The sequence below is a fragment of the Streptomyces sp. NPDC058773 genome, from assembly GCF_042746015.1.
Classification (GTDB): Bacteria; Actinomycetota; Actinomycetes; order Streptomycetales; family Streptomycetaceae; genus Streptomyces.
In genome coordinates this window covers 110,111-129,164 of record NZ_JBHYPE010000003.1, presented here as the reverse complement: position 1 = coordinate 129,164, position 19,054 = coordinate 110,111, and the positions used below count along the sequence as shown (strand labels likewise).

Genomic DNA, 19,054 nt, shown 5'->3' with positions numbered 1-19,054 from the left:
GTGCGCCGGTGACGCTGCGTCATGGGTGGCGGCGTCGAGGGGTGTTCACGAGAGGGTCTGACCAGCAACGGAGAGACCTCCCGAAGATCTTTTCCCGCCGAGATGAAGATCGTTTCCCGGCGGGTTGCGTGCTGAGCGCTTCAGGTGGCCCCGCTGAGCTTCTGAGTTGGCCCGCAGTGCGACTTTTCGAGCTAGATCACCTGATCGAGCTAACTGCCACCAGCGGGCGATCCCGAAGGCCAGGCTTGATCCTGAGCTCACCCGCTCGCCCGGTGGCCAGATCATGGATGAATGCCTCGTGCACGGAGCCACCGTCGCCGATGATCAGCGAGGTGCGAGCGATGATGGCAGCCGGGGCGAACAGGCGGATCGCCGTTTCGGCCGCGGCCTTCGCAGCCCCTAGGTGTATTGACCCGCAGCGTTCTTAACTCGGCTGATGGGCGGCTGGCCTGCGAGTGCGGTGTGGCTGCGGTGGTGGTTGTAGGTGTGGAGGAAGTCTGTCAGGGCTTCGGTGCGTTCGCTGTTGCTGGTGTAGGGCCGGTGGTAGGCCCATTCGTCGAGCAGGGTGCGGTTGAAGCGTTCGACTTTGCCGTTGGTCTGTGGCCGGTAGGGCCGGATGCGTTTGTGGGCGTTGCCGGCTGCGGTGAGGGTCCGGGTGAACAGCTTGGACTTGTAGCAGGAGCCGTTGTCGGTCAGGACGCGCTCGACAGTGATCCCGTGCGAGGCGAAGAAGGCCTGGGCCCGGTGCCAGAAGGCGATCGCGGTGTCCTTGCGTTCGTCGATGAGCACTTCGCTGTAGGCCAGGCGGGAGTGGTCGTCGACGGCGGAGTGGATGTAGCTGTAGCCGATCACCGGCTTGCAGCTCTTGCGCTGCTGCGTGGTGGCCTGCTTGTTGTGGGCGCCCGTGGTCCTGCCGACCGTGCGCCAGCCGCCTCCGTCGGGGATGTTGCCGAGCTTCTTGATGCCGAGGTGGACCATTTCGCCGGGCCGGGCTCGTTCGTAGCGGCGGATCGGCTCGCCGGTGGGCCGGTCGAGCCAGGCCAGCCGGTGCAGGCCACGGCGGGTCAGGACCCGGTGCACGGTCGAGGCCGGCAGGCCCAGGATCGGGCCGATCCTGGCCGGTCCCAGCTTGCGGGTTTGCCGCAGGGTGCAGACACGGTCGGACCCGGCCCGCTGCAACCGGCGCTCTCGCCTCCCTCTGGATATGGCTGACGCCTACGCCGATGCTTGGCACGTTCCTTCCGGCAGGCAGGCCGCCGAGCGGTTGCAGCACCTGGCCAACCAGTTGGTCCTGGCCCCGGCCCGCCTCGCCCAGCAGCGCGGGTACTTGCGCGGCTGGCGCGGGGATCTGGGCGTGGACGCGACGCCGATCCCGGTCCTGGCCGACCCGGGCAAAGAGCGCGGACACCGCTTCGGTGGAGATCACCGCAGGCTGGCACTACAGCGCGGGAGCTGACGAAGGCACCTTCGGCTACAGCGCCGGCTTCGTGGTCGCAGCCCATCGCCGCCGCCGGCGAGAGGGCTGGAAAGCCCTTGGCCTACCCGCAGTTGTGTGTCGGCCTCGTGCTCGATACCCCCACGGTCCGCTTCGGCAGCAACGCGGTCACTGCTCTGACACGGCTCACCGAACTCGGCTTTCCGGCTGGGACCTGTGCGGCCGGCCGTGCCTACACCGGAGGCGCGCCCGAGACCTTCCAGACCCCCGTGCGCCGCCTCGGCTACCGCCTCACCCTGGATGACAAGGCCGAGAACAGGGGCAAGCAGGGCAGCCGGCGGGGCGCCCTGCTGATCAACGGCTCGCTGGCCTGCCCCCACATGCCCACCGCCCTGGCCCAGGCCACCCAAGGCGCGAAGGACGAATCGGTACGCATGCCGTCCGAGGAACTGCAGCGAGCAATCGAGGAACGGGGGCCTTACTTCCTCAAGACCAAACAAGGCCCGGACGCCCGAGGTGCCCTCCGTCTTCAGTGCCCGGCAGCCGACGCTGGGCCCCCGGGGCCAGCCGTCGTGCCCACAAGACCGCATGACAGCAAATCAGGGCTCGCACAGCCGCGATCCGCTGTCGTCCATCACCCGGACAACCTTGAACAGCCCCCGGAAACGACAAAGATCCCGACCGATCATGGTGATCGGCGGGATCTCGTCAACCGTTCCTGAGCTAACTCAAGAACGATCTCACGTGGACCTGAGGGGACTCGAACCCCTGACCCCCTCGTTGCGAACGAGGTGCGCTACCAGCTGCGCCACAGGCCCTTGCGACGAGTGAAACTCTAGCATCTCGATCGCGGTGCTCGGAAATCGCTTCCGGTGCTGGTCAGCGGAGGGCCGTCACTCGTTCGCCGCGCGCGGGCGGTCCTCGTCCTCGTACTGGTCGAAGAGCGGGGTGCGGCCGCGGGTGCGGCGGCCGGCGTGGGTGGGGCGGTCCGTCTGCGGGTCGGGCTGCGGGTGGTCATGGGCGGAGCTGGAGCGGGCGGAGCTCCAGGCGTCGTCGGCGTCCAGGTCGACATGGCTGGTGGCGCGCGGGGCGACCGGGGCGGTGACGTAGGTGGGCAGCGGGACCGGGACCGGTTCCCAGCTGCCGTCGGCGGGGCGCGGGCGCTCGCGTTCGCGCTGCTGGTCGACCCACTCGGCGTGGTCGGTCTCCTCGACCAGGGCGCGACGGCCCGCGGTGTGGGCCGGGGTCGCGGGGCGGGGCGGCTCCGGGGCGGCTTCGGCCGGGGTGTCAGTGCGGGGGTCGGCCGGGTGCTCGTCGGCGGGCGGCTGGTCGGCCGCCTGGGGAGGGCGGCGCCGGCCCTCCCGCAGCCGCTGGGCAGCGGCCTCCGCCTTGCGCCGGTCCATGGTGAAGGTGAAGCGCCGCCGCTCCTGGGCGCGCAGGTAAATGATGTACGCGGTCAGGAGGAGGGCGGGGAGGGCGGGTGCCCACAGGAAGGGGAGGCCGCCGACCGCGGCGACGACGGCGCCGACGGTGAAGGTGAGGAACAGGATGGTGATGGTGCGCCGGCGGCGGGCGAGGACCTTGGCGCGCTTGGTGCGCTCGGCGGCGGAGGGGCGCGGCGGGGCCGCCTGCACCCGGGTGTGGCCGGCCTCGGCCGGGTCCGCGGGAGCGGGGTCGCCGAAGGCCCGGGCGTCGGCCTCGTCGGCCGGAGCGTCCGGGTCCGCTTCTTCGCCCGCATCGTCGGCGGGGTAGTCCCCGTTCCGCTTGTCGTAGCGGCGCTGCATGGCCGCGCGTCCGGACAGCAGCCGGATGGCGGTGCTGAAGCGCTCGGTCGGACGGGCCTCATTGAGCTCGTCCTGCCTACGGAGCCACATCGGCACCAAATAGGCAGCCCAGGCCCCGACGATGACTGCGTAGATGAGGCCGCTGCTTCTCACAACTCACACGGTAGAGGGGTTTGCAGGGGGCCATCCGCCAATTGGGCCGGTGTGTCGCACGATCTGGCTGATATCTCGAACTTTTTTGTGATCGTAGAGATCAGCACCTCCGCCAATCCGGTCAATCGGCGATTCCATTCGAACATTTATTTTATTTGTGGGATGCGCCGGGCGTCCGCGGTTTTCCGCGCCGCCAGCGGCTGAGCAGGCCTTCGGGCACCTCTTCCGCGGTGAGGGCGAAAACGGCGTGGTCGCGCCAGGCGCCGTCGATGTGCAGGTAGCGCGGGCGGATGCCTTCTTCGCGGAACCCGAGCTTTTCGACCACCCGGCGGCTGGGGGTGTTCTCCGGGCGAATGCAGATCTCGATGCGGTGCAGGCCCACGGACCGGAAGCAGTGGTCGACGGCGAGCGCCACGGCCGTCGGAATGACCCCGCGGCCGGCGACGTCCTGGTCGACCCAGTAGCCGACATGGGCCGAGCACATGGAGCCCCAGGTGATGCCCGCGACGGTCAGCTGGCCGACGAGCTGCCCGCGGTATTCGACGACGAAGGGCAGCATCCGGCCGGCGTGCGCCTCGGCGCGGAGGTGGCGCACCATCTGACGGTACGTGGGACGGTGCGGCGGGACGAGGCCGGGCGGGGGCGGCGGGATGGTGGCTTCCCAGGGGCGCAGCCAGTCGCGGTTGCGGCGGTTGACCTCGCGCCAGGCCCGTTGGTCGCGCACCCTTATGGGGCGGAGGGTGACCTCACCGTCCGTCAGGACCACCGGCCAGGGCGCGTTCAGCTCGGGCTCCCGGAAGGTCTGGGGTGGTCGCCGCCGCGGATCTGGTCGACGGCGTGCGGCAGCAGGTCGGAGAGGACGGCGAGGCCGTCGCGGACCCCGCCGGACGAGCCGGGGAGGTTGACGATCAGGGTCGTACCGGCGACGCCCGCCAGGCCGCGGGAGAGCGCGGCGGTGGGCACCTTCGTCCGGCCGGCGGCGCGGATCGCCTCGGGGATGCCGGGGACCTCGTAGTCCAGGACCCGGCGGGTGGCCTCGGGGGTGCGGTCGGTGGGCGAGAGGCCCGTACCCCCGGTGGTGAGGATGACGGCGTACCGGGCGGAGTCGACGGCGCCGCGCAGGGCGGCCGCCACCGGTTCACCGTCGGGCACCACCTGCGGGCCGTCGACCTCGAAGCCCATCGCGGTCAGGCCCTCGGCGAGCAGCGGGCCGCCCTTGTCGGGGTAGACACCGGCCGCGGCGCGGTTGGAGGCGGTGACGACCAGGGCGCGGGCGGGTGTCATGACCGGCTCCAGTCGCCGGACTTGCCGCCGGTCTTCTCCTCCACGCGGATGTCGGAGATCACCGCGGCCTTGTCGACGGCCTTGACCATGTCGACGACGGTGAGTGCGGCCACCGAGACGGCGGTCAGCGCCTCCATTTCGACGCCGGTGCGGTCGGTGGTCTTGACCGTGGCGGTGATCTCGACGGCGTCGTCGGTGACGGAGAGGTCGACCTTGACGCCGGAGACGGCCAGCGGGTGGCAGAGCGGGATCAGGTCGGGGGTGCGCTTGGCGCCCATGATCCCGGCGATCCGGGCGGTCGCGAGGGCGTCGCCCTTGGGCATGCCCTCGCCCCGCAGCAGCTCGATGACCTGCGACGACACCAGGACGCGGCCACGGGCGCGGGCGGTGCGGGCGGTGACGTCCTTCGCGGAGACGTCCACCATCCGCGCCGCGCCCGCCGCGTCGAGGTGGGTGAGGTGTTGCTGGCCGCTGCTCATCGTTCTCCCGGTACCAAACTGCCGCCTGTGGGACGACACCGTACCCCCGGCGGCGGCGGGTCAGCCGAGCAGGACGACGTCCACCTCCGCGCCCGCGGGGACCTCGGTGGTGTCCTCGGGGACGACGATCAGGGCGTTCGCGTGCGCCATGGCCTTGATCAGGTGGGAGCCGGCGCCGCCGACGGGGGTGACCGTGCCGGCCTCGGCGTCGTAGGAGCCGCGCAGGAACTGGCGCTTCCCCTTGGGAGAGGAGGTGACGGCCTCGGTGCACCGGGCGGGTGTGAAGGGGCGGTGGACGTCGGGCAGGCCCATCAGGGCGCGGATGGCCGGGCGGACGAACAGCTCGAAGGAGACGTACGAGCTGACGGGGTTGCCGGGCAGGGCGAGGAGCGGGATGCGGTCGGGGCCGATGAGGCCGAAGCCCTGCGGTTTGCCGGGCTGCATGGCGAGCCTGCGGAACTCGACCGCGTCGCCCGCGAGGGACGAGCCATCGGACTCCGTCGCGGACAGCGCGGCCAGCGTCTCCTTGACGACGTCGTAGGCGCCGACGCTGACGCCGCCGCTGGTGACAAGGATGTCGGCCCGGATGAGCTGGTCCTCCAGGGTGGAGCGGAGGGTCTCGGCGTCGTCGGCGACGGCCCCGACGCGGTAGGCGAGGGCGCCGGCGGCACGGGCGGCGGCGGTGAGCTGGAAGCTGTTGGAGTCGTGGATCTGCCCGGGGCCCAACGCCTCGCCGGGCTGGACCAGTTCGCTGCCGGTCGAGAGCACGACGACGCGGGGCCGGGGGTGGACCCGGACCGTGCCGCGGCCGATGGCGGCGAGCAGGCCGATCTGGGAGGGGCCGAGGACGGTGCCCGCCCGCAGGGCCTGCTCGCCTTCGGTGACATCGCTGCCGCGGGCGCGGATGTGGGCGCCGACGGCGGCCGGGCGGTGGACGCGGACCTCGCCGCCGGCGTCCTGGGGGGCGGCGCTGTGGGCGCGCATCGTGTCAGCCGGTCCCTGGCCCGAGCCGCCGTCGGTCCACTCGACGGGGACGACGGCCTCGGCGCCGGGCGGCACCGGGGCGCCGGTCATGATGCGGGCGGCCTGACCGGGCCCGATCGCGGGCAGTTCGCCGCTGCCCGCCGCGACGTCGCCGATGACGGTGAGGGTGACCGGCGCGGTCTCCGTGGCGTCCGCGACATCGGCGGCCCGGACCGCGTAGCCGTCCATGGAGCTGTTGTCGAAGGGCGGCAGCGCGACGGGGACCGCGATGTCCTCGACCAGCACGCAGCCCTGGGCGTCGAGGAGTTGCAGCTCGATCGGGTCCAGCGGGGCGACCTTGGACAGGATGTCGTCGAGATGCTCGGCCACCGACCAGACGCGGTCCTGGTGGCTGGTCCGGCCGGTGGCGTTGTTCAACGTCTTACATCTCCTCGGTGACGTAACTGCGAAGCCAGGTCCGGAAGTCCGGGCCCAGGTCTTCACGTTCGCATGCCAGTCGGACAATGGCACGCAGATAGTCGCCGCGGTCACCGGTGTCATAGCGGCGGCCCTTGAAGACCACGCCGTGCACCGGGCCACCGAGGGCGGGGTCGGCGGCCAGCGCCTGGAGGGCGTCGGTGAGCTGGATCTCGCCGCCGCGGCCCGGGGCGGTCTTGCGCAGCACCTCGAAGACGGCCGGGTCGAGGACGTAGCGGCCGATGATGGCGAGGTTGCTGGGGGCCTCGGCCGGGTCCGGCTTCTCGACCAGGTCGGAGACGACCACGACGTCGTCGTCGCCGGTGGGGGCGGCGGCCGCGCAGCCGTAGAGGTGGATCTGCGCCGGGTCGACCTCCATGAGGGCAATGACGGAGCCGCCGTGCTGCTCCTGTATCTCGACCATGCGGGCCAGCAGCGGGTCGCGGGGGTCGATCAGGTCGTCGCCCAGGAGGACGGCGAAGGGCTGGTCGCCCACGTGTGGTGCGGCACACAGCACCGCGTGCCCCAGGCCCCGGGGGTCGCCCTGGCGTACGTAGTGCATGGTCGCGAGGTCGCTGGACTCCTGGACCTTGGCGAGCCGGGACTCGTCGCCCTTGCGGTGCAGGGCCTCTTCGAGTTCGTAATTGCGGTCGAAGTGGTCTTCCAGGGGACGCTTGTTGCGGCCGGTCACCATCAGGACGTCGGAGAGCCCGGCGGCGGCGGCCTCCTCCACCACGTACTGGATGGCGGGCTTGTCGACCACCGGGAGCATCTCCTTGGGTGTGGCCTTGGTGGCGGGGAGAAACCGGGTGCCGAGGCCGGCTGCGGGGATGACAGCCTTGCTGATCCGTGTGTGCGATGGGGTCATGCGCGCCACCATAACCGGCCCTATCGGAACGATGATGAGGGTCTGGTGAATAGAGCATGAGAGCGGGAGCAAGGGCACACAGTGAGCATCGATCACGATAGAAAGCGCAGGTTGCGGCGGGATCTCCTGGAGGTGAGGAGAGCGTTGCCGGTGGATGTCGTCGCGGCGACGGGCGAGGCGCTGGCCCGGCGTGCTCTGGAGCTGGACGAGTTGGTGTGGCCGGTCGCCCCGCGGCCCGAGGCGCTGCCGACGGTGGCCGCGTACGTCTCGATAGGCGGCGAGCCCTCCACCCGCGCCCTGCTGGACCTGCTGCGGGCGGCCGGGGTGCAGGTGCTGCTGCCCGTGCTGCTGCCGGACAACGACCTGGACTGGGCGCTCTACGAGGGCGCCGACGGGCTCGTACGGGCCGGGCGCGGGCTGCTGGAGCCGGACGGGCCTCGGCTGGGCCCGGAGGCCGTCACGGAGGCGGACGTGGTGCTGCTGCCGGGCCTCGCGGTGGACCGCCGCGGGCTGCGGCTGGGGCGCGGCGGCGGCTCCTACGACCGGGTACTGGCGCGGCTGGCGCGGGCCGGTGCGCGAGCGTCGCTGGTGGTGCTGCTGTACGACGCGGAGCTGCTGGCGGAGGTGCCGGCCGAGGAGCACGACCGGCATGTGCATGCCGCGGTGACCCCGTCGGGGGTGCACCGGTTCACGGCCCCGGGGGAACGGCCGGAGGACTGAGGCGGGCGGTACGGGCGGGCAGGCGGCCGGGGACGCGCGCGGGCCGGCGCGGCCGGGGAGGGACCGGCGGCCGACGGCCCGCCGCCCCGCCGCCTCCGTCCGGAGGAAGCCGAAAGCCGTCGGGCGGACCGGAATTCTCCGGCCCGCCCGACGGCTCGTGGTGCACCCGGTGGCGGCGTGCGCGCCGCCCGCGCCCCTACGGCGAGAGCGTCAGGGTGTCCTTGCCCGCCTTCTTGACGGCCTGCTCGCTGTAGGCCCAGGGCAGCAGGTCGCCCTTGGCCCACTTGTCGGTCTGGTCGTAGTAGTGCGCGTCGTAGGCGTGCCCCGAGGCGCCGGTGAGGTTGATCCAGCGGGACTTGTCGAGGTCGGCGAGGTTGACGACCATCCGCATCGACGGGACCCAGGTGACCTGGTAGCCGCCGGCGGCGTTCCAGCCGGTGGCGTCGACCGCGGCCTCACCGCCGCCGAGGTTCCAGGGGCCGCGGTTGAACAGGCCCTGGAGGAAGCCCGGTCCGTCCGTGCCCAGCGTCTGGTTCGTCAGGAACATCTGGTGCAGCCGTCCCCAGCTCCAGTTGTCGATGTTCTTGCCCAGCTTGGAGGTCAGCTCGTAGCGCGCGTCCTTCATGGCGTGTGCGAGGAGCTGGTCGCGGTTCTTGTCACCGGGGTGGTTGGGCCGGTCCTCGGTCTTCCACCAGGCGTTGTCGGGGTCGTCGAGGATCTTGCGGACGACCTCGTACCAGCGGTCGCCGCCGTCGGGCTGGGCGGTGTCACCGGCCCGCTCGCCGCATTCGCGGATGTACTTGTCGTTCTCGTCGGCGGGGCCGGTCTCGTTCGCCGGGCGGACGGTGAGGCACTGTCCGTCGGGGCGCAGCTCCTTGGGCATCTTGTTGCCGAAGGCGAGCTTGACGGTGTTGCGCCACACGGCGTTGAAGTAGGCGGCCGCGGCGGAGTCGGGCTCCTGGGTGAAGTCCCAGCCCTCCAGCAGCTGCTGGGCGTCGCGGACGTACTTGTCCTTGATGTCGATCTTCGTCAGATAGGGCGTCAGCAGCCGGGCGATCTCACTGCTGTTGTCCTTCTGGAAGGCCTGCATGTCGTCGGTGGAGACCTTGCCGCCGTCCTTGATCTTCGACTCGATCAGGTCGTTGATGCGCTGGCTGCGGGAGCCGTAGCCCCAGTCCTTGGTGAGGAGGTAGGGGTACTTCTCGTCGGTGACGGCCTGGTTGGCGGTGACGATGTAGCCGCGCTTGGGGTTGTACTCGTACGGCAGGGCCTTCTGCGGGATGTAGCCGGTCCACTGGTACTTCCGGTCCCAGCCGGGCGCCGGGTAGGTGCCGTCGAACTGGCCGTCCCCCTTGCCGCGGACCGGGATCCGGCCCGGGGCCTGGTAGCCGATGTTTCCCTTGGTGTCGGCGTAGATCAGGTTCTGGGACGGGACCTCGAAGTGCGCGGCGGCCTTGCGGAAGCCGGTCCAGTCCTTGGCGCGGTTGAGTTCGAAGACGGCGTCCATGGACTTGCCGGGGTCCAGCGCGGTCCAGCGCAGCGAGACGGCGTAGCCGTCACCGCGGTCGGGGGCGGCGTTGCCGACGGGGGCGTCCTTGCCGACGTTGGCCAGTTCGGCGTCCCGGTCGGAGACGATCGGGCCGTTCCTGGTGGACCGGACGGTGATGTCGTGGCTCTCGCCGCCGGCGACCTTGATGGTCTCCTTGCGGGTTATGAAGGGCTGCTGCTTGTTGTCGAAGAAGTACCCGTCGGCGCTGACCTTCTCCAGATACAGGTCGGTGACGTCGGCGCCGAGGTTGGTCATGCCCCAGGAGATGTCCTGGTTGTGGCCGATGACGACGCCGGGCATCCCGGAGAAGGTGAAACCGGAGACGTCGTAGTTGCACTTGGGTCCGGTACTGCGGCAGTGCAGGCCCATCTGGTACCAGAGCGAGGGCATCTGCGGTGCCAGGTGCGGGTCGTTGGCGAGCAGCGGCTTGTTGGTGGTGGTGTGCGCGCCGGAGACGACCCAGGAGTTGGAGCCGATGCCGTTGCCGTTGGGGCCGAGCAGCGCCGGAACCTTGTCCAGCGTCTTGGACAGCGAGGACAGCTGCGCCTGGAGACCGGCGGTGGCCCCGCCGGGGCCGGCCGCGGCGGCGTTCGCCGAACCGCCGGGCCGGAACTGCTTGGAGGCCGGGTCGACGGCGCCGCCCTCGACGATCGGCTTGTTCCGCTTGTACGGGTACGCCGGGTACAGCTCGGCGATCTGCGCGGGGGTGAAGCGGCTGGTCATCAGGGACCGGTCGATCTCCTCCTGCATGTTGCCGCGCAGGTCCCAGGCCATCGCCTTGAGCCAGGCCACCGAGTCGACCGGGGTCCACTTCTCGGGCTTGTAGTCGTTCTCGAAGTCCAGCGCCGCGTACTCCAGGGAGAGCGCCGAGCCCTTGTGGTCCTTGAGGTAGGCGTTGACGCCCGCGGAGTAGGCCTGGAGGTACTGCTTGGTGCTGGGCGACAGCTTGGTGTCGTACTCCTTCTGCGCCACCTCGTGCCAGCCGAGGGTGCGCAGGAAGGAGTCGGTCTTGACCTCGCTCTTGCCGAACATCTCGGAGAGCCGGCCGGCGGTCATGTGGCGCCGGACGTCCATCTCCCAGAAACGGTCCTGGGCCTGGACGTATCCCTGGGCGCGGAAGAGGTCTTCGTCGGTGTCCGCGTAGATCTGCGGAATGCCGTGCGCGTCACGGGTGACGTCCACCGGGTTGGACAGGCCCGGGAGTTTGAGCGAGCCGGTGGTCTGCGGCAACGACGCACGTACGGTACTGACTCCCCAGAACGCGCCGAAGCCGATGCCCGCCACGAGCAGCAGCACGACCGTGATCGCGACGAGGCGGCCGCGCCGCCCCTTCTTCTTCCTGGGGACTGGGCCGGACTTGTTGGCGGGCATCTCGGTCCTTCGAGGGGCAGGGTGGGAGTGCTGGAGCAACCATAGGCGCACGGGTTTGGCGACCCCTACGCGGAGTCACCACCGGCACATCCAAGTTTCAAGTAATGGTAAATTGTTAGCCTCAGTAACTAGATACGGTAAGGAAAGCCCGCTCCCGGCAACCCGTGCGAGGAAGGATCAGCTCCTGACTGTCGACCACCTCAACGAACTCCTGCTGATCTGCTCGCTCGTACTGCTCATTGCGGTCGCCGCGGTACGGCTCTCCTCGCGCAGCGGGCTCCCCAGCCTGCTCATCTATCTGGGGATAGGCGTCGCCATAGGCCAGGACGGGCCCGGCGGCGTCGTCTTCGACAACGCCGAGCTGACCCAACTCCTCGGCTATTCCGCGCTGGTCGTGATCCTCGCCGAGGGCGGCCTGGGCACCAAGTGGAAAGAGATCAAGCCGGCGCTGCCCCGGGCGGCAGCGCTTTCGACAGTCGGTGTCGCGGTGAGCGTGGGGGTCACCGCGGCCGGCGCGCACTCCCTGGCCGGGCTCGACTGGCGTCAGTCGCTGCTGATCGGCGCCGTGGTCTCCTCCACGGACGCCGCGGCCGTCTTCTCCGTGCTGCGCAGTGTTCCGCTGCCGGCCCGCCTGACCGGCGTACTGGAAGCCGAATCCGGCTTCAACGACGCCCCCGTGGTCATCCTCGTCGTCGCCTTCTCCACCGCCGGGCCGGTCGAGCACTGGTACGGGCTGCTCGGCGAGATCACCCTGGAGCTGGCGATCGGCGCGGCCATCGGACTGGCCATCGGCTGGCTCGGCGCGTACGCCATGCGGCATGTGGCGCTGCCCGCCTCCGGCCTCTACCCGATCGCCGTGATGGCCATCGCGGTCTCCGCCTATGCGGCCGGTGCCCTGGCGCACGGCTCCGGCTTCCTCGCCGTCTACCTGGCCGCGATGATCCTCGGCAACGCCAAACTGCCGCACGCACCGGCCACCCGCGGCTTCGCCGAGGGCCTCGGCTGGCTCGGCCAGATCGGCATGTTCGTCCTGCTGGGCCTGCTGGTGACCCCGCACAACCTGATCGACGACATCGTCCCGGCACTGGTGATCGGCATGGTCCTTACGCTGGTGGCCCGGCCGACGTCCGTGTTCGTGGCGCTGATGCCGTTCAAGGTGCCGTGGGCGGAGAAGACGCTGCTGTCATGGGCCGGACTGCGCGGCGCGGTGCCGATCGTGCTGGCCACCATCCCGATGGTGAGCGATGTGCCGGGCAGCGAACGGGTCTTCAACATCGTCTTCGTGCTGGTCGTGGTCTACACGCTCATCCAGGGGCCGACGCTGCCCTGGCTGGCCCGGCGGCTGCGGCTGGGCGACGGCGAGGAGGCCGCCGACCTGGGCATCGAGTCGGCGCCTCTGGAGCGGCTGCGCGGCCATCTGCTGTCCACGGTGATCGGCCCGACGTCCCGTATGCACGGCGTCGAGGTCAGCGAGCTGAGGATGCCCGCGGGCGCCGCGGTCACCCTCGTCGTACGGGACGGCTCCAGCTTCGTACCCGCGCCGTCCACGGTGCTGCGGCACGGCGACGAGCTGCTGGTGGTCGCCACCGACCCGGTGCGCGACGCGGCGGAGCGGCGGCTCCAGGCGGTCTCCCAGGGCGGCAAGCTGGCCGGCTGGCTGGGCACCGGCGGCCCCTCCGGGCGGCGGGGCCACGGCCACCGCTGACATCCCGCCGCACCACGGAACCCGGGGAATGTGCGACATCTCTCCACAGATCCGAAGGAATTCCGCGTGAAGCCCTGCCCGATCCCAGGGCTTCACGCGCCGCGGCCTGTAGTATGAAGAGGCACATCGACGAACCAACTCTGCCTGATGCAGAGCTGGCGCGACCGCTCGGCGGCCGCGGTCCCCCTGCCCCATGCAGCCACCTCTCCGGTGCGGACCACGCGGTATCACTCGGTCCTGCGCGAGAGGACAGCTCTCGGCGCGTATCCGTGAGGACCTCGCGGGTGGCGCTACCAGGCGGCAGAAAGGCCCGGCCGTGGCATCCGCGGTCAAGGACACCCGTTCCGGATACGGACCACTGCTCCGCACCCCAGGTGCATGGACATTCCTGCTGCCCGGCTTCCTGGCCCGGCAGCCCTTCGCCATGCTGACGATCGGCATCGTGCTGCTCGTCCAGTCCACCACCGGCTCGTACGGCACCGCGGGCGCGGTGTCCGCCACGACCGGGGTCTCGATGGCCCTGTTCGCCCCGCAGAGCGGCAAGCTCGCCGACCGCTTCGGGCAGCGCGCGGTGCTGCTCCCCGGCGTCCTGGTGCACGCCGCCGGCGTCGCGGCGCTGATCACCCTGGCGCTGGCGCACGCCCCCCTGTGGGCGCTGCTCGCCGTGGCCGTCCCCACGGGCGCCTCGACGCCGCAGGTCGGCCCGATGGTGCGGGCACGCTGGGCCGCCCGGCTCGGGGGCAGCCGGCTGATGCCGACGGCGGCGGCGTTCGAGTCCGTCACCGACGAGTTCACCTTCGTCGTCGGCCCCGTCCTGGCGACCGCACTGTGCACCGGTGTCCACCCGGCGGCCGGGCTGGTCGCCGAAGCCGCGCTGACGCTGGCCGGCGGACTGCTGTTCGCCGCACAGAAGCGCAGCCAGCCGGCGGTGCACCGGGCGCAGGCCGGCGACCGCCCGCGCGTCTCGGCGCTGTCGGTGCCCGGCGTCCGCGTGCTGATCGTGGCGTTCCTGGGCATCGGCGCGGTCTTCGGCGGGATGCAGGTGTCGCTGACGGCGTTCACCCAGCACATCGGGCAGCCCGGCATCAACGGCGTGCTCTACGGGATCTTCGCGGGCGGCAACATGCTCGCCGGTGTGGCCTGCGGCGCCATCGCCTGGAAGGTCGGCCCGCGGCGCCGGCTGCTGGTCTCCTACGGGCTGCTGGCGCTGGCCACCACCCCGCTGTGGGCGGTCGGCTCGGTGCCGCTGCTGGGCGCCGTCGGCCTGGTCGTCGGCCTGTGCATCGCCCCGGCCCTGATCACCGGCTACACGCTGGTGGAATCGCTGGTGCCGGCCGCCGCCCGTACCGAGGCCTTCACCTGGCTGACCGGCGCGGTCGCGCTGGGCCAGGCGGCCGCGGCCACCTCGGCCGGCCAGCTGGCGGACCGCTTCGGGCCGAGCACCGGATTCCTGGTGCCGCTGGCCGGGACGGCGCTGGCCCTGACGGTGCTGCTGACGCTCCGCGCCCACCTTCTGCCGCGCTCCCCGCGCAGCTCCGCCGGCGCCCCGGCGGACGGGCCCGGCGCCCCGGCGCCGGCCGTTTCGGACGACCGGGAACGCGAGCTGGCGCGCGCCTGACCGAGCGTGGAGTCGGTCACCGTCCGCCGGTCACGGTGGACTGGCGGGCGGGAATACTGCAATATGGAGCGTCGTTAGCACTCATCGAGTGAGAGTGCCAGGAGGAAGACAAGTGCCGACCTACCAGTACCAGTGCACCGCGTGCGGCGAGGGCCTCGAGGCGGTGCAGAAGTTCACCGACGACGCGCTCACGGAGTGCCCCAGCTGCGACGGACGCCTCAAGAAGGTGTTCTCCGCGGTCGGCATCGTCTTCAAGGGCTCCGGCTTCTACCGCAACGACAGCCGCGGCTCGTCGTCCAGCAGCAGCCCCGCGAAGAGCTCCTCCTCGTCGGGCACGACGTCCTCCTCGGACGCGTCGAGCTCCTCGTCCGGCAGCTCCGACGGCAAGTCCGCCGCCCCGGCCGCCACTTCGTCCACGGGCAGCAGCACCTCGGGCAGCAGCTCCGCCGCCTGACCCACGCTTCTCCGGGCCCCGCCGTCACCGACGGCGGGGCCCGTTGCCTTACGGCTTTCTTTCGTCCTCCCCGACCCGCTCTCCGCCGCCGCCGTACCCCGATAGTGTGACCGGCATGGCTGACGCGGAGATTGGCGTTATCGGCGGATCGGGCTTCTACTCCTTCCTCGACGACGTGACCGAGATCACGGTGGACACCCCCTACGGGCGCCCGAGCGACTCGCTGTTCGTGGGGGAGGTCGCCGGCCGCCAGGTCGCGTTCCTGCCCCGGCACGGCCGCGGCCACCACCTCCCGCCGCACCGCATCAACTACCGCGCCAACCTGTGGGCGCTGCGCTCGCTCGGCGTACGCCAGGTCCTCGGCCCGTGCGCGGTCGGCGGGCTGCGCCCCGCATACGGCCCCGGCACGCTGCTGGTCCCCGACCAGCTCGTCGACCGCACCAAGGCCCGCGCCCAGACCTACTTCGACGGCGAGCCCCTGCCCGACGGGAGCGTCCCCAACGTCGTCCATCTGACCTTCGCCGACCCGTACTGCCCCACCGGGCGCGGGGCCGCCCTCTCGGCGGCCCGCGGCCGCGACTGGGGACCGGTCGACGGCGGCACCCTCGTCGTCATCGAGGGCCCCCGCTTCTCGACCCGCGCCGAATCGCGCTGGCACGCCGCCCAGGGGTGGTCGGTGGTCGGCATGACCGGCCACCCCGAGGCCGTCCTGGCCCGCGAACTGGGCCTCTGCTACACCTCGTTGACCCTGGTCACCGACCTGGACGCGGGCGCCGAGGCCGGCGAGGGCGTCTCCCACGAGGAGGTCTTCCGGGTCTTCGGCGAGAACGTCGGCCGGCTGCGCGAGGTCCTCTTCGACGCCGTCGCCGCCCTCCCCGGCAACGACGCCCGCGACTGCCTGTGCACCGGCGCCCACACCGGCTGGGACCTGGGCATCGAACTGCCGTAACGCCCGTCGCACCCGGCTCGGCATCCCCCTCCCGGGTGGCCGAGTTGTCCACAGCGACGGCCTCATCCACAGCCCGGAGCGGGCCGGCGGGCTTTCCGCCACGGTGGTGATCAGCGATGCACCGATCCCTCACCACCCAGGCGGTACCCACCATGCGACACGCACCTTCCGCGCCCGCTCCGGCTCTCTCTTCGGCTCCTTTTCCCGCTCCTCTTGCGGCTGCCGCTGCCCCTACCGCTCCCCCTGCCGCTGACCCTTCCGGGTTCGGCCTTCTCTCCCCACCGCTGCCGGCTCCTCCGCCGTGTGAAGTGCCGCACTTTCCGCCGGTGCGGGCCGGCGGCGGCCGGTGGCCACGGGGGCGGACCGCGCGGCAGCGCTTACTGGCGGCCGGCCTGGCGATGACCGCCGCAGCACTGGCCGGCGGGGCGTCGTACGGTGCCGTACGAGACGCTCCCGCGCCCGGCTGCCCGTCGTCGGCGGCGTCGGGAGGGCGGTGACCATGCCCCAAGATCGAGTGGCTTCCGCCCCCACCCCGCGCGAGACTGCTGCGGATGGCGGGGCACCCGCCGCGCGCCAATGGGGGCGCGCCCACCGCACCGGTACCGCGGTATCCGTCCACCGGGCTCGTATGGCCTGCCGGGCCTGCACGGCCTGCCGGACCGGCATGATCGGCCCACTCCGCCGGAACCTTCCGTTCCGCGCCGACGCACCGGCCACCCGACGGTTCGTGTCTCACGACTGGACACCCCCGCCCCGCCCTGCCGTAAGTTGCGGTGCTGAGTGTTGGTGCACCGTCCGCAGTGAGCATGGAAAGAGGCTGTCAGGTGAGCGAGAGCAAGGGCGTCCTGCAGGGATTCAAGGAATTCCTGATGCGCGGCAACGTCATCGAACTCGCGGTGGCGGTCGTCGTCGGTGCTGCCTTCACCAACATCGTCAACGCGGTGGTCAAGGGCATCATCAACCCCATCGTGGGCGCGCTCGGTTCGCAGAACCTCGACCACTACCAGTCGTGCCTGACCGCCACCTGCGCCAAGGATCCAAAGACGGGCGCATTCACCGACGGCATCTACATTCTCTGGGGCTCGGTGCTCAGCGCCGCCCTGACGTTCCTGATCACCGCCGCGGTCGTCTACTTCCTCATGATCCTTCCGATCAACAAGTGGAAGGAACGCCAGGCGGCCAAGCAGCCGGCCGAGGCGGCTCCCGCGAGCCCGACCGAGATCGAACTGCTCACCGAGATCCGCGACGCCCTGATCGCCCAGCGCACCGGAATCCCGTCCGTGCCTTCTTCCCCCTCGGGCACCATCGGCACCCAGAAGACCCACGAGTAGCAGGCGCCCAAGGCCGGCAGACGCCGCCCCCTCGCCTCACTCAGAGGTGGTGGGGCGGCTTTTCGTCGAGGAAACGGGCGAGGTCACCGGCACTGTCACCGCCGGCCGGGCGCTCACCCCAGCCACGGTCGGTGTCATCCGAGGACTGCTGGTTCAGCGGATCGTCGAAGATCAGCCTCGCAGCCGCCGCGGACGCGCGGGCCGGGGGGCGGGCGGCGGACGGCGGTCCGGCCTGGCCTGCGGCGGGCGCGGGGGTCGCCGGGTTTGCGGCGGGCGCGGAGGCGGGGACCTGCTCGGCGTCGGGGGCGTCCTGGGGCGCGGGGGCCGGCTCGGGGGCGGAGGCCGACTCGTGCGCGGAGGGCGTCCCGGAAGCGGGGGCCGGCTCGGATGCGGGGGTGCTGCTCACCTCTCCAGGGTACGGGCGGGCCGGAAGCGGTCACCGCTCAGCGTGGGTCCACGGCCCCCTTCCGGCCGCGGCGCCGGGCACCACGAGGGCGAGCCCTGAGAGCTGCTCCGCCCCTCGTGGCTGCGGCCCGGCCCATCGGTCACGGGTGATCCCGGCCCACCGATCACGGGTGATGGAGCGCCTGGGCACGGGCCGAGTCGAGAGACCCGTCCTCCGGAATCGGCAGGAAGTAGTCCACCTGCCACGTCTGCGCGGTGCGGGCCTGCCGATTGGTGGTCTCCACCCACGGCGGATAGATACGGAAGGCCCGCTTCCCTCCGGAGCCGTTCCGGGAAACGATGCCCCGTTCGCAGAGCACCTCACGCGGAAAGACGAAGTGCCCGAAGTGCTGGCCCACGCGGCTGCTGATGACGAAGAGGTCTACCGGATCCCCGGAATCGAAGGGCTGAATCGGCCCGCCCGGACTCCGCTTCCACACCGTGACGAACTGCCCGACCTTCGTCGGCGTGGTCTTGGCAACCCGATATCTGACGGAGAAGCCGTCCAGAGTGAATTCATGCGCCGCATACTCAGCACTCTCCGTCTCCGGAACCGGCCGTGAGCAGGTGAACCCACAGGGGTCGTAAACCCTTTCCTTCGCCGCGAGAAGCTCGGCATGAACGGAATTCCCGTCCAGCCACCCCCCGGGAACTATGGACCGGCACTGCGAGGATTCTTCGGGCTTTGTCACCATTCCCCCATCGTGTCATTGCCGGCTGTGAGGCCTGGGGGCGGGATGTTGATGGGCGGCGGTGGCTCGCTCGGGGTGGGGCCTCGGGGTGCGGTGGGGGACGGACACCGGCAGGGGCTCGGGGCCTGGACGGTGGGTGGTGAGTGGCCACAGGGTGTGGGGCCCGGTGGCTGGTGGGCGGCCAAGGCGGTCCGGGGGACCGCGGTGGGTACGGGCAGCCGAGGGGCCGATGGGGCGCGATGGGCAGTGGTGAGCAGCCGACGGCCAAGGGGCCCGGGCTCGATGGATGGGCGGGCGATCCCGGGCGTCCTGGGCGGGCGGGGTGGGATGCGAACGTCGTCTGTCCTAGTGGCCCTTGTCGTGGGTGGGGATGGGGTGCGGGCGGTGGCCGTCGTGGGGCCGGGTCGGTGGGCCCTGTGAGGCGCGGCTGCGTCGGAGGGGCCGACTGCGGTCGCTGCCGGGCAGCGGGTGGCGCGGGTGCGCGTACTCGTGACGAGCCATCGGGCAACGGCCTTTCCGCTCGGGGGAGGTGGGGAGGGTGGGGCGGGGGCGGGGGCCCGGCAAAGGGATTGCGGGGCTCCGCCCCGTCCCCGGTTGCCGGCGGTTCGGGAGGGGTGTGGTCGGCTGGACCACTGGGTGCGCCGGAGTGGGATGGGCCCGGCAACCCGGGTGGGCGTGGTCCAGGCGGCGCCACGGTTGCCTTCGGAGCTGCGGCCCGAGGCAGGTGGGCACCACCTGATCCTGTGACACGAGTTCCAGGCTAGGCACGGATGAGGCG

17 protein-coding genes, 1 tRNA gene and 2 pseudogenes are annotated in these 19,054 nt (G+C 71.3%); 8 read left to right on the top strand and 12 right to left on the bottom strand.

The window, feature by feature from the left end:
* Positions 1 to 265 precede the first annotated feature (265 nt).
* Together ACFW5B_RS03955 and ACFW5B_RS03950 are read right to left on the bottom strand one after the other, a co-directional pair.
* A pseudogene (locus ACFW5B_RS03955) lies at positions 266 to 400 on the bottom strand (dTDP-4-dehydrorhamnose reductase); the annotation flags it as partial.
* Positions 400 to 1,158: pseudogene (locus ACFW5B_RS03950) on the bottom strand (IS481 family transposase); the annotation flags it as partial. The pseudogenes ACFW5B_RS03950 and ACFW5B_RS03955, both read right to left, overlap by 1 nt.
* Positions 1,159 to 1,204: 46 nt before the next feature.
* On the opposite strand from ACFW5B_RS03950, the gene ACFW5B_RS03945 reads away from it, so the two are divergent.
* Both ACFW5B_RS03945 and ACFW5B_RS03940 read left to right on the top strand, forming a co-directional pair.
* A complete protein-coding gene (locus ACFW5B_RS03945) occupies positions 1,205 to 1,456 on the top strand; it encodes a hypothetical protein (RefSeq protein ID WP_386432783.1) in 252 nt (83 codons plus the stop codon).
* Between the two features lie 77 nt (positions 1,457 to 1,533).
* On the top strand, positions 1,534 to 2,157 hold the full coding sequence (locus ACFW5B_RS03940; RefSeq protein ID WP_386432780.1) for a hypothetical protein: 624 nt from the start codon (positions 1,534 to 1,536) through the stop codon (positions 2,155 to 2,157).
* 23 nt (positions 2,158 to 2,180) lie between these two features.
* On the opposite strand, the gene ACFW5B_RS03935 is transcribed toward ACFW5B_RS03940, so the two are convergent.
* The 7 genes from ACFW5B_RS03935 to galU form a co-directional block, all read right to left on the bottom strand.
* A tRNA-Ala gene (locus ACFW5B_RS03935) sits at positions 2,181 to 2,253 on the bottom strand.
* A gap of 75 nt (positions 2,254 to 2,328) precedes the next feature.
* The gene (locus ACFW5B_RS03930) at positions 2,329 to 3,372 is read right to left on the bottom strand and encodes a hypothetical protein (RefSeq protein WP_386432777.1); all 1,044 of its coding nucleotides are present in this window, start codon (positions 3,370 to 3,372) and stop codon (positions 2,329 to 2,331) included.
* A gap of 151 nt (positions 3,373 to 3,523) precedes the next feature.
* The gene (locus tag ACFW5B_RS03925) at positions 3,524 to 4,138 is read right to left on the bottom strand and encodes a GNAT family N-acetyltransferase (protein ID WP_386432774.1); all 615 of its coding nucleotides are present in this window, start codon (positions 4,136 to 4,138) and stop codon (positions 3,524 to 3,526) included.
* A 14-nt stretch (positions 4,139 to 4,152) separates the two neighbouring features.
* Positions 4,153 to 4,656: a molybdenum cofactor biosynthesis protein B gene (locus ACFW5B_RS03920; RefSeq protein WP_386432771.1), complete on the bottom strand. Its 504-nt coding sequence runs from the start codon at positions 4,654 to 4,656 to the stop codon at positions 4,153 to 4,155.
* Positions 4,653 to 5,135 carry a cyclic pyranopterin monophosphate synthase MoaC gene (moaC, locus tag ACFW5B_RS03915; RefSeq protein ID WP_386432768.1) on the bottom strand — a complete coding sequence of 161 codons (483 nt, stop codon included), beginning with the start codon at positions 5,133 to 5,135 and terminating at the stop codon, positions 4,653 to 4,655. Before moaC ends, ACFW5B_RS03920 begins: the two co-directional genes overlap by 4 nt.
* A 60-nt stretch (positions 5,136 to 5,195) precedes the next feature.
* Entirely contained in the window at positions 5,196 to 6,536 is a 1,341-nt protein-coding gene (glp, locus tag ACFW5B_RS03910; protein WP_386432765.1) for a gephyrin-like molybdotransferase Glp, read from the bottom strand.
* A 4-nt stretch (positions 6,537 to 6,540) separates the two neighbouring features.
* Positions 6,541 to 7,443 carry a UTP--glucose-1-phosphate uridylyltransferase GalU gene (galU, locus tag ACFW5B_RS03905; protein WP_086720839.1) on the bottom strand — a complete coding sequence of 301 codons (903 nt, stop codon included), beginning with the start codon at positions 7,441 to 7,443 and terminating at the stop codon, positions 6,541 to 6,543.
* 87 nt (positions 7,444 to 7,530) lie between these two features.
* On the opposite strand from galU, the gene ACFW5B_RS03900 reads away from it, so the two are divergent.
* Entirely contained in the window at positions 7,531 to 8,163 is a 633-nt protein-coding gene (locus ACFW5B_RS03900) for a 5-formyltetrahydrofolate cyclo-ligase (protein WP_386433245.1), read from the top strand.
* A 196-nt stretch (positions 8,164 to 8,359) separates the two neighbouring features.
* Here the strand turns inward: ACFW5B_RS03900 and ACFW5B_RS03895 are convergent, their stop codons facing one another.
* Complete coding sequence (locus tag ACFW5B_RS03895) at positions 8,360 to 11,083, bottom strand: penicillin acylase family protein (protein ID WP_386432761.1); 2,724 nt, start codon at positions 11,081 to 11,083, stop codon at positions 8,360 to 8,362.
* A gap of 184 nt (positions 11,084 to 11,267) precedes the next feature.
* Here ACFW5B_RS03895 and ACFW5B_RS03890 point away from each other — a divergent pair, with 184 nt between their 5' ends.
* The 5 genes from ACFW5B_RS03890 (at position 11,268) to mscL (ending at position 17,140) form a co-directional block, all read left to right on the top strand.
* Positions 11,268 to 12,788 (top strand): potassium/proton antiporter, encoded by a 1,521-nt coding sequence (locus tag ACFW5B_RS03890; protein ID WP_386433243.1) that lies wholly within the window; start codon positions 11,268 to 11,270, stop codon positions 12,786 to 12,788.
* Positions 12,789 to 13,104: 316 nt separating this feature from the next.
* Complete coding sequence (locus ACFW5B_RS03885) at positions 13,105 to 14,406, top strand: MFS transporter (RefSeq protein WP_386432758.1); 1,302 nt, start codon at positions 13,105 to 13,107, stop codon at positions 14,404 to 14,406.
* A 112-nt stretch (positions 14,407 to 14,518) separates the two neighbouring features.
* The gene (locus ACFW5B_RS03880; protein WP_386432756.1) at positions 14,519 to 14,860 is read left to right on the top strand and encodes an FmdB family zinc ribbon protein; all 342 of its coding nucleotides are present in this window, start codon (positions 14,519 to 14,521) and stop codon (positions 14,858 to 14,860) included.
* A gap of 115 nt (positions 14,861 to 14,975) precedes the next feature.
* Positions 14,976 to 15,809 carry an S-methyl-5'-thioadenosine phosphorylase gene (locus tag ACFW5B_RS03875; RefSeq protein ID WP_386432753.1) on the top strand — a complete coding sequence of 278 codons (834 nt, stop codon included), beginning with the start codon at positions 14,976 to 14,978 and terminating at the stop codon, positions 15,807 to 15,809.
* An 824-nt stretch (positions 15,810 to 16,633) separates the two neighbouring features.
* On the top strand, positions 16,634 to 17,140 hold the full coding sequence (gene mscL, locus ACFW5B_RS03870; RefSeq protein WP_386432750.1) for a large conductance mechanosensitive channel protein MscL: 507 nt from the start codon (positions 16,634 to 16,636) through the stop codon (positions 17,138 to 17,140).
* 40 nt (positions 17,141 to 17,180) lie between these two features.
* On the opposite strand, the gene ACFW5B_RS03865 is transcribed toward mscL, so the two are convergent.
* Positions 17,181 to 17,546, bottom strand: a complete 366-nt coding sequence (locus ACFW5B_RS03865) for a hypothetical protein (RefSeq protein ID WP_386432747.1) — start codon at positions 17,544 to 17,546, stop codon at positions 17,181 to 17,183.
* 163 nt (positions 17,547 to 17,709) lie between these two features.
* Entirely contained in the window at positions 17,710 to 18,279 is a 570-nt protein-coding gene (locus ACFW5B_RS03860; protein WP_386432744.1) for a MepB family protein, read from the bottom strand.
* Between the last annotated feature and the right edge of the window lie 775 nt (positions 18,280 to 19,054).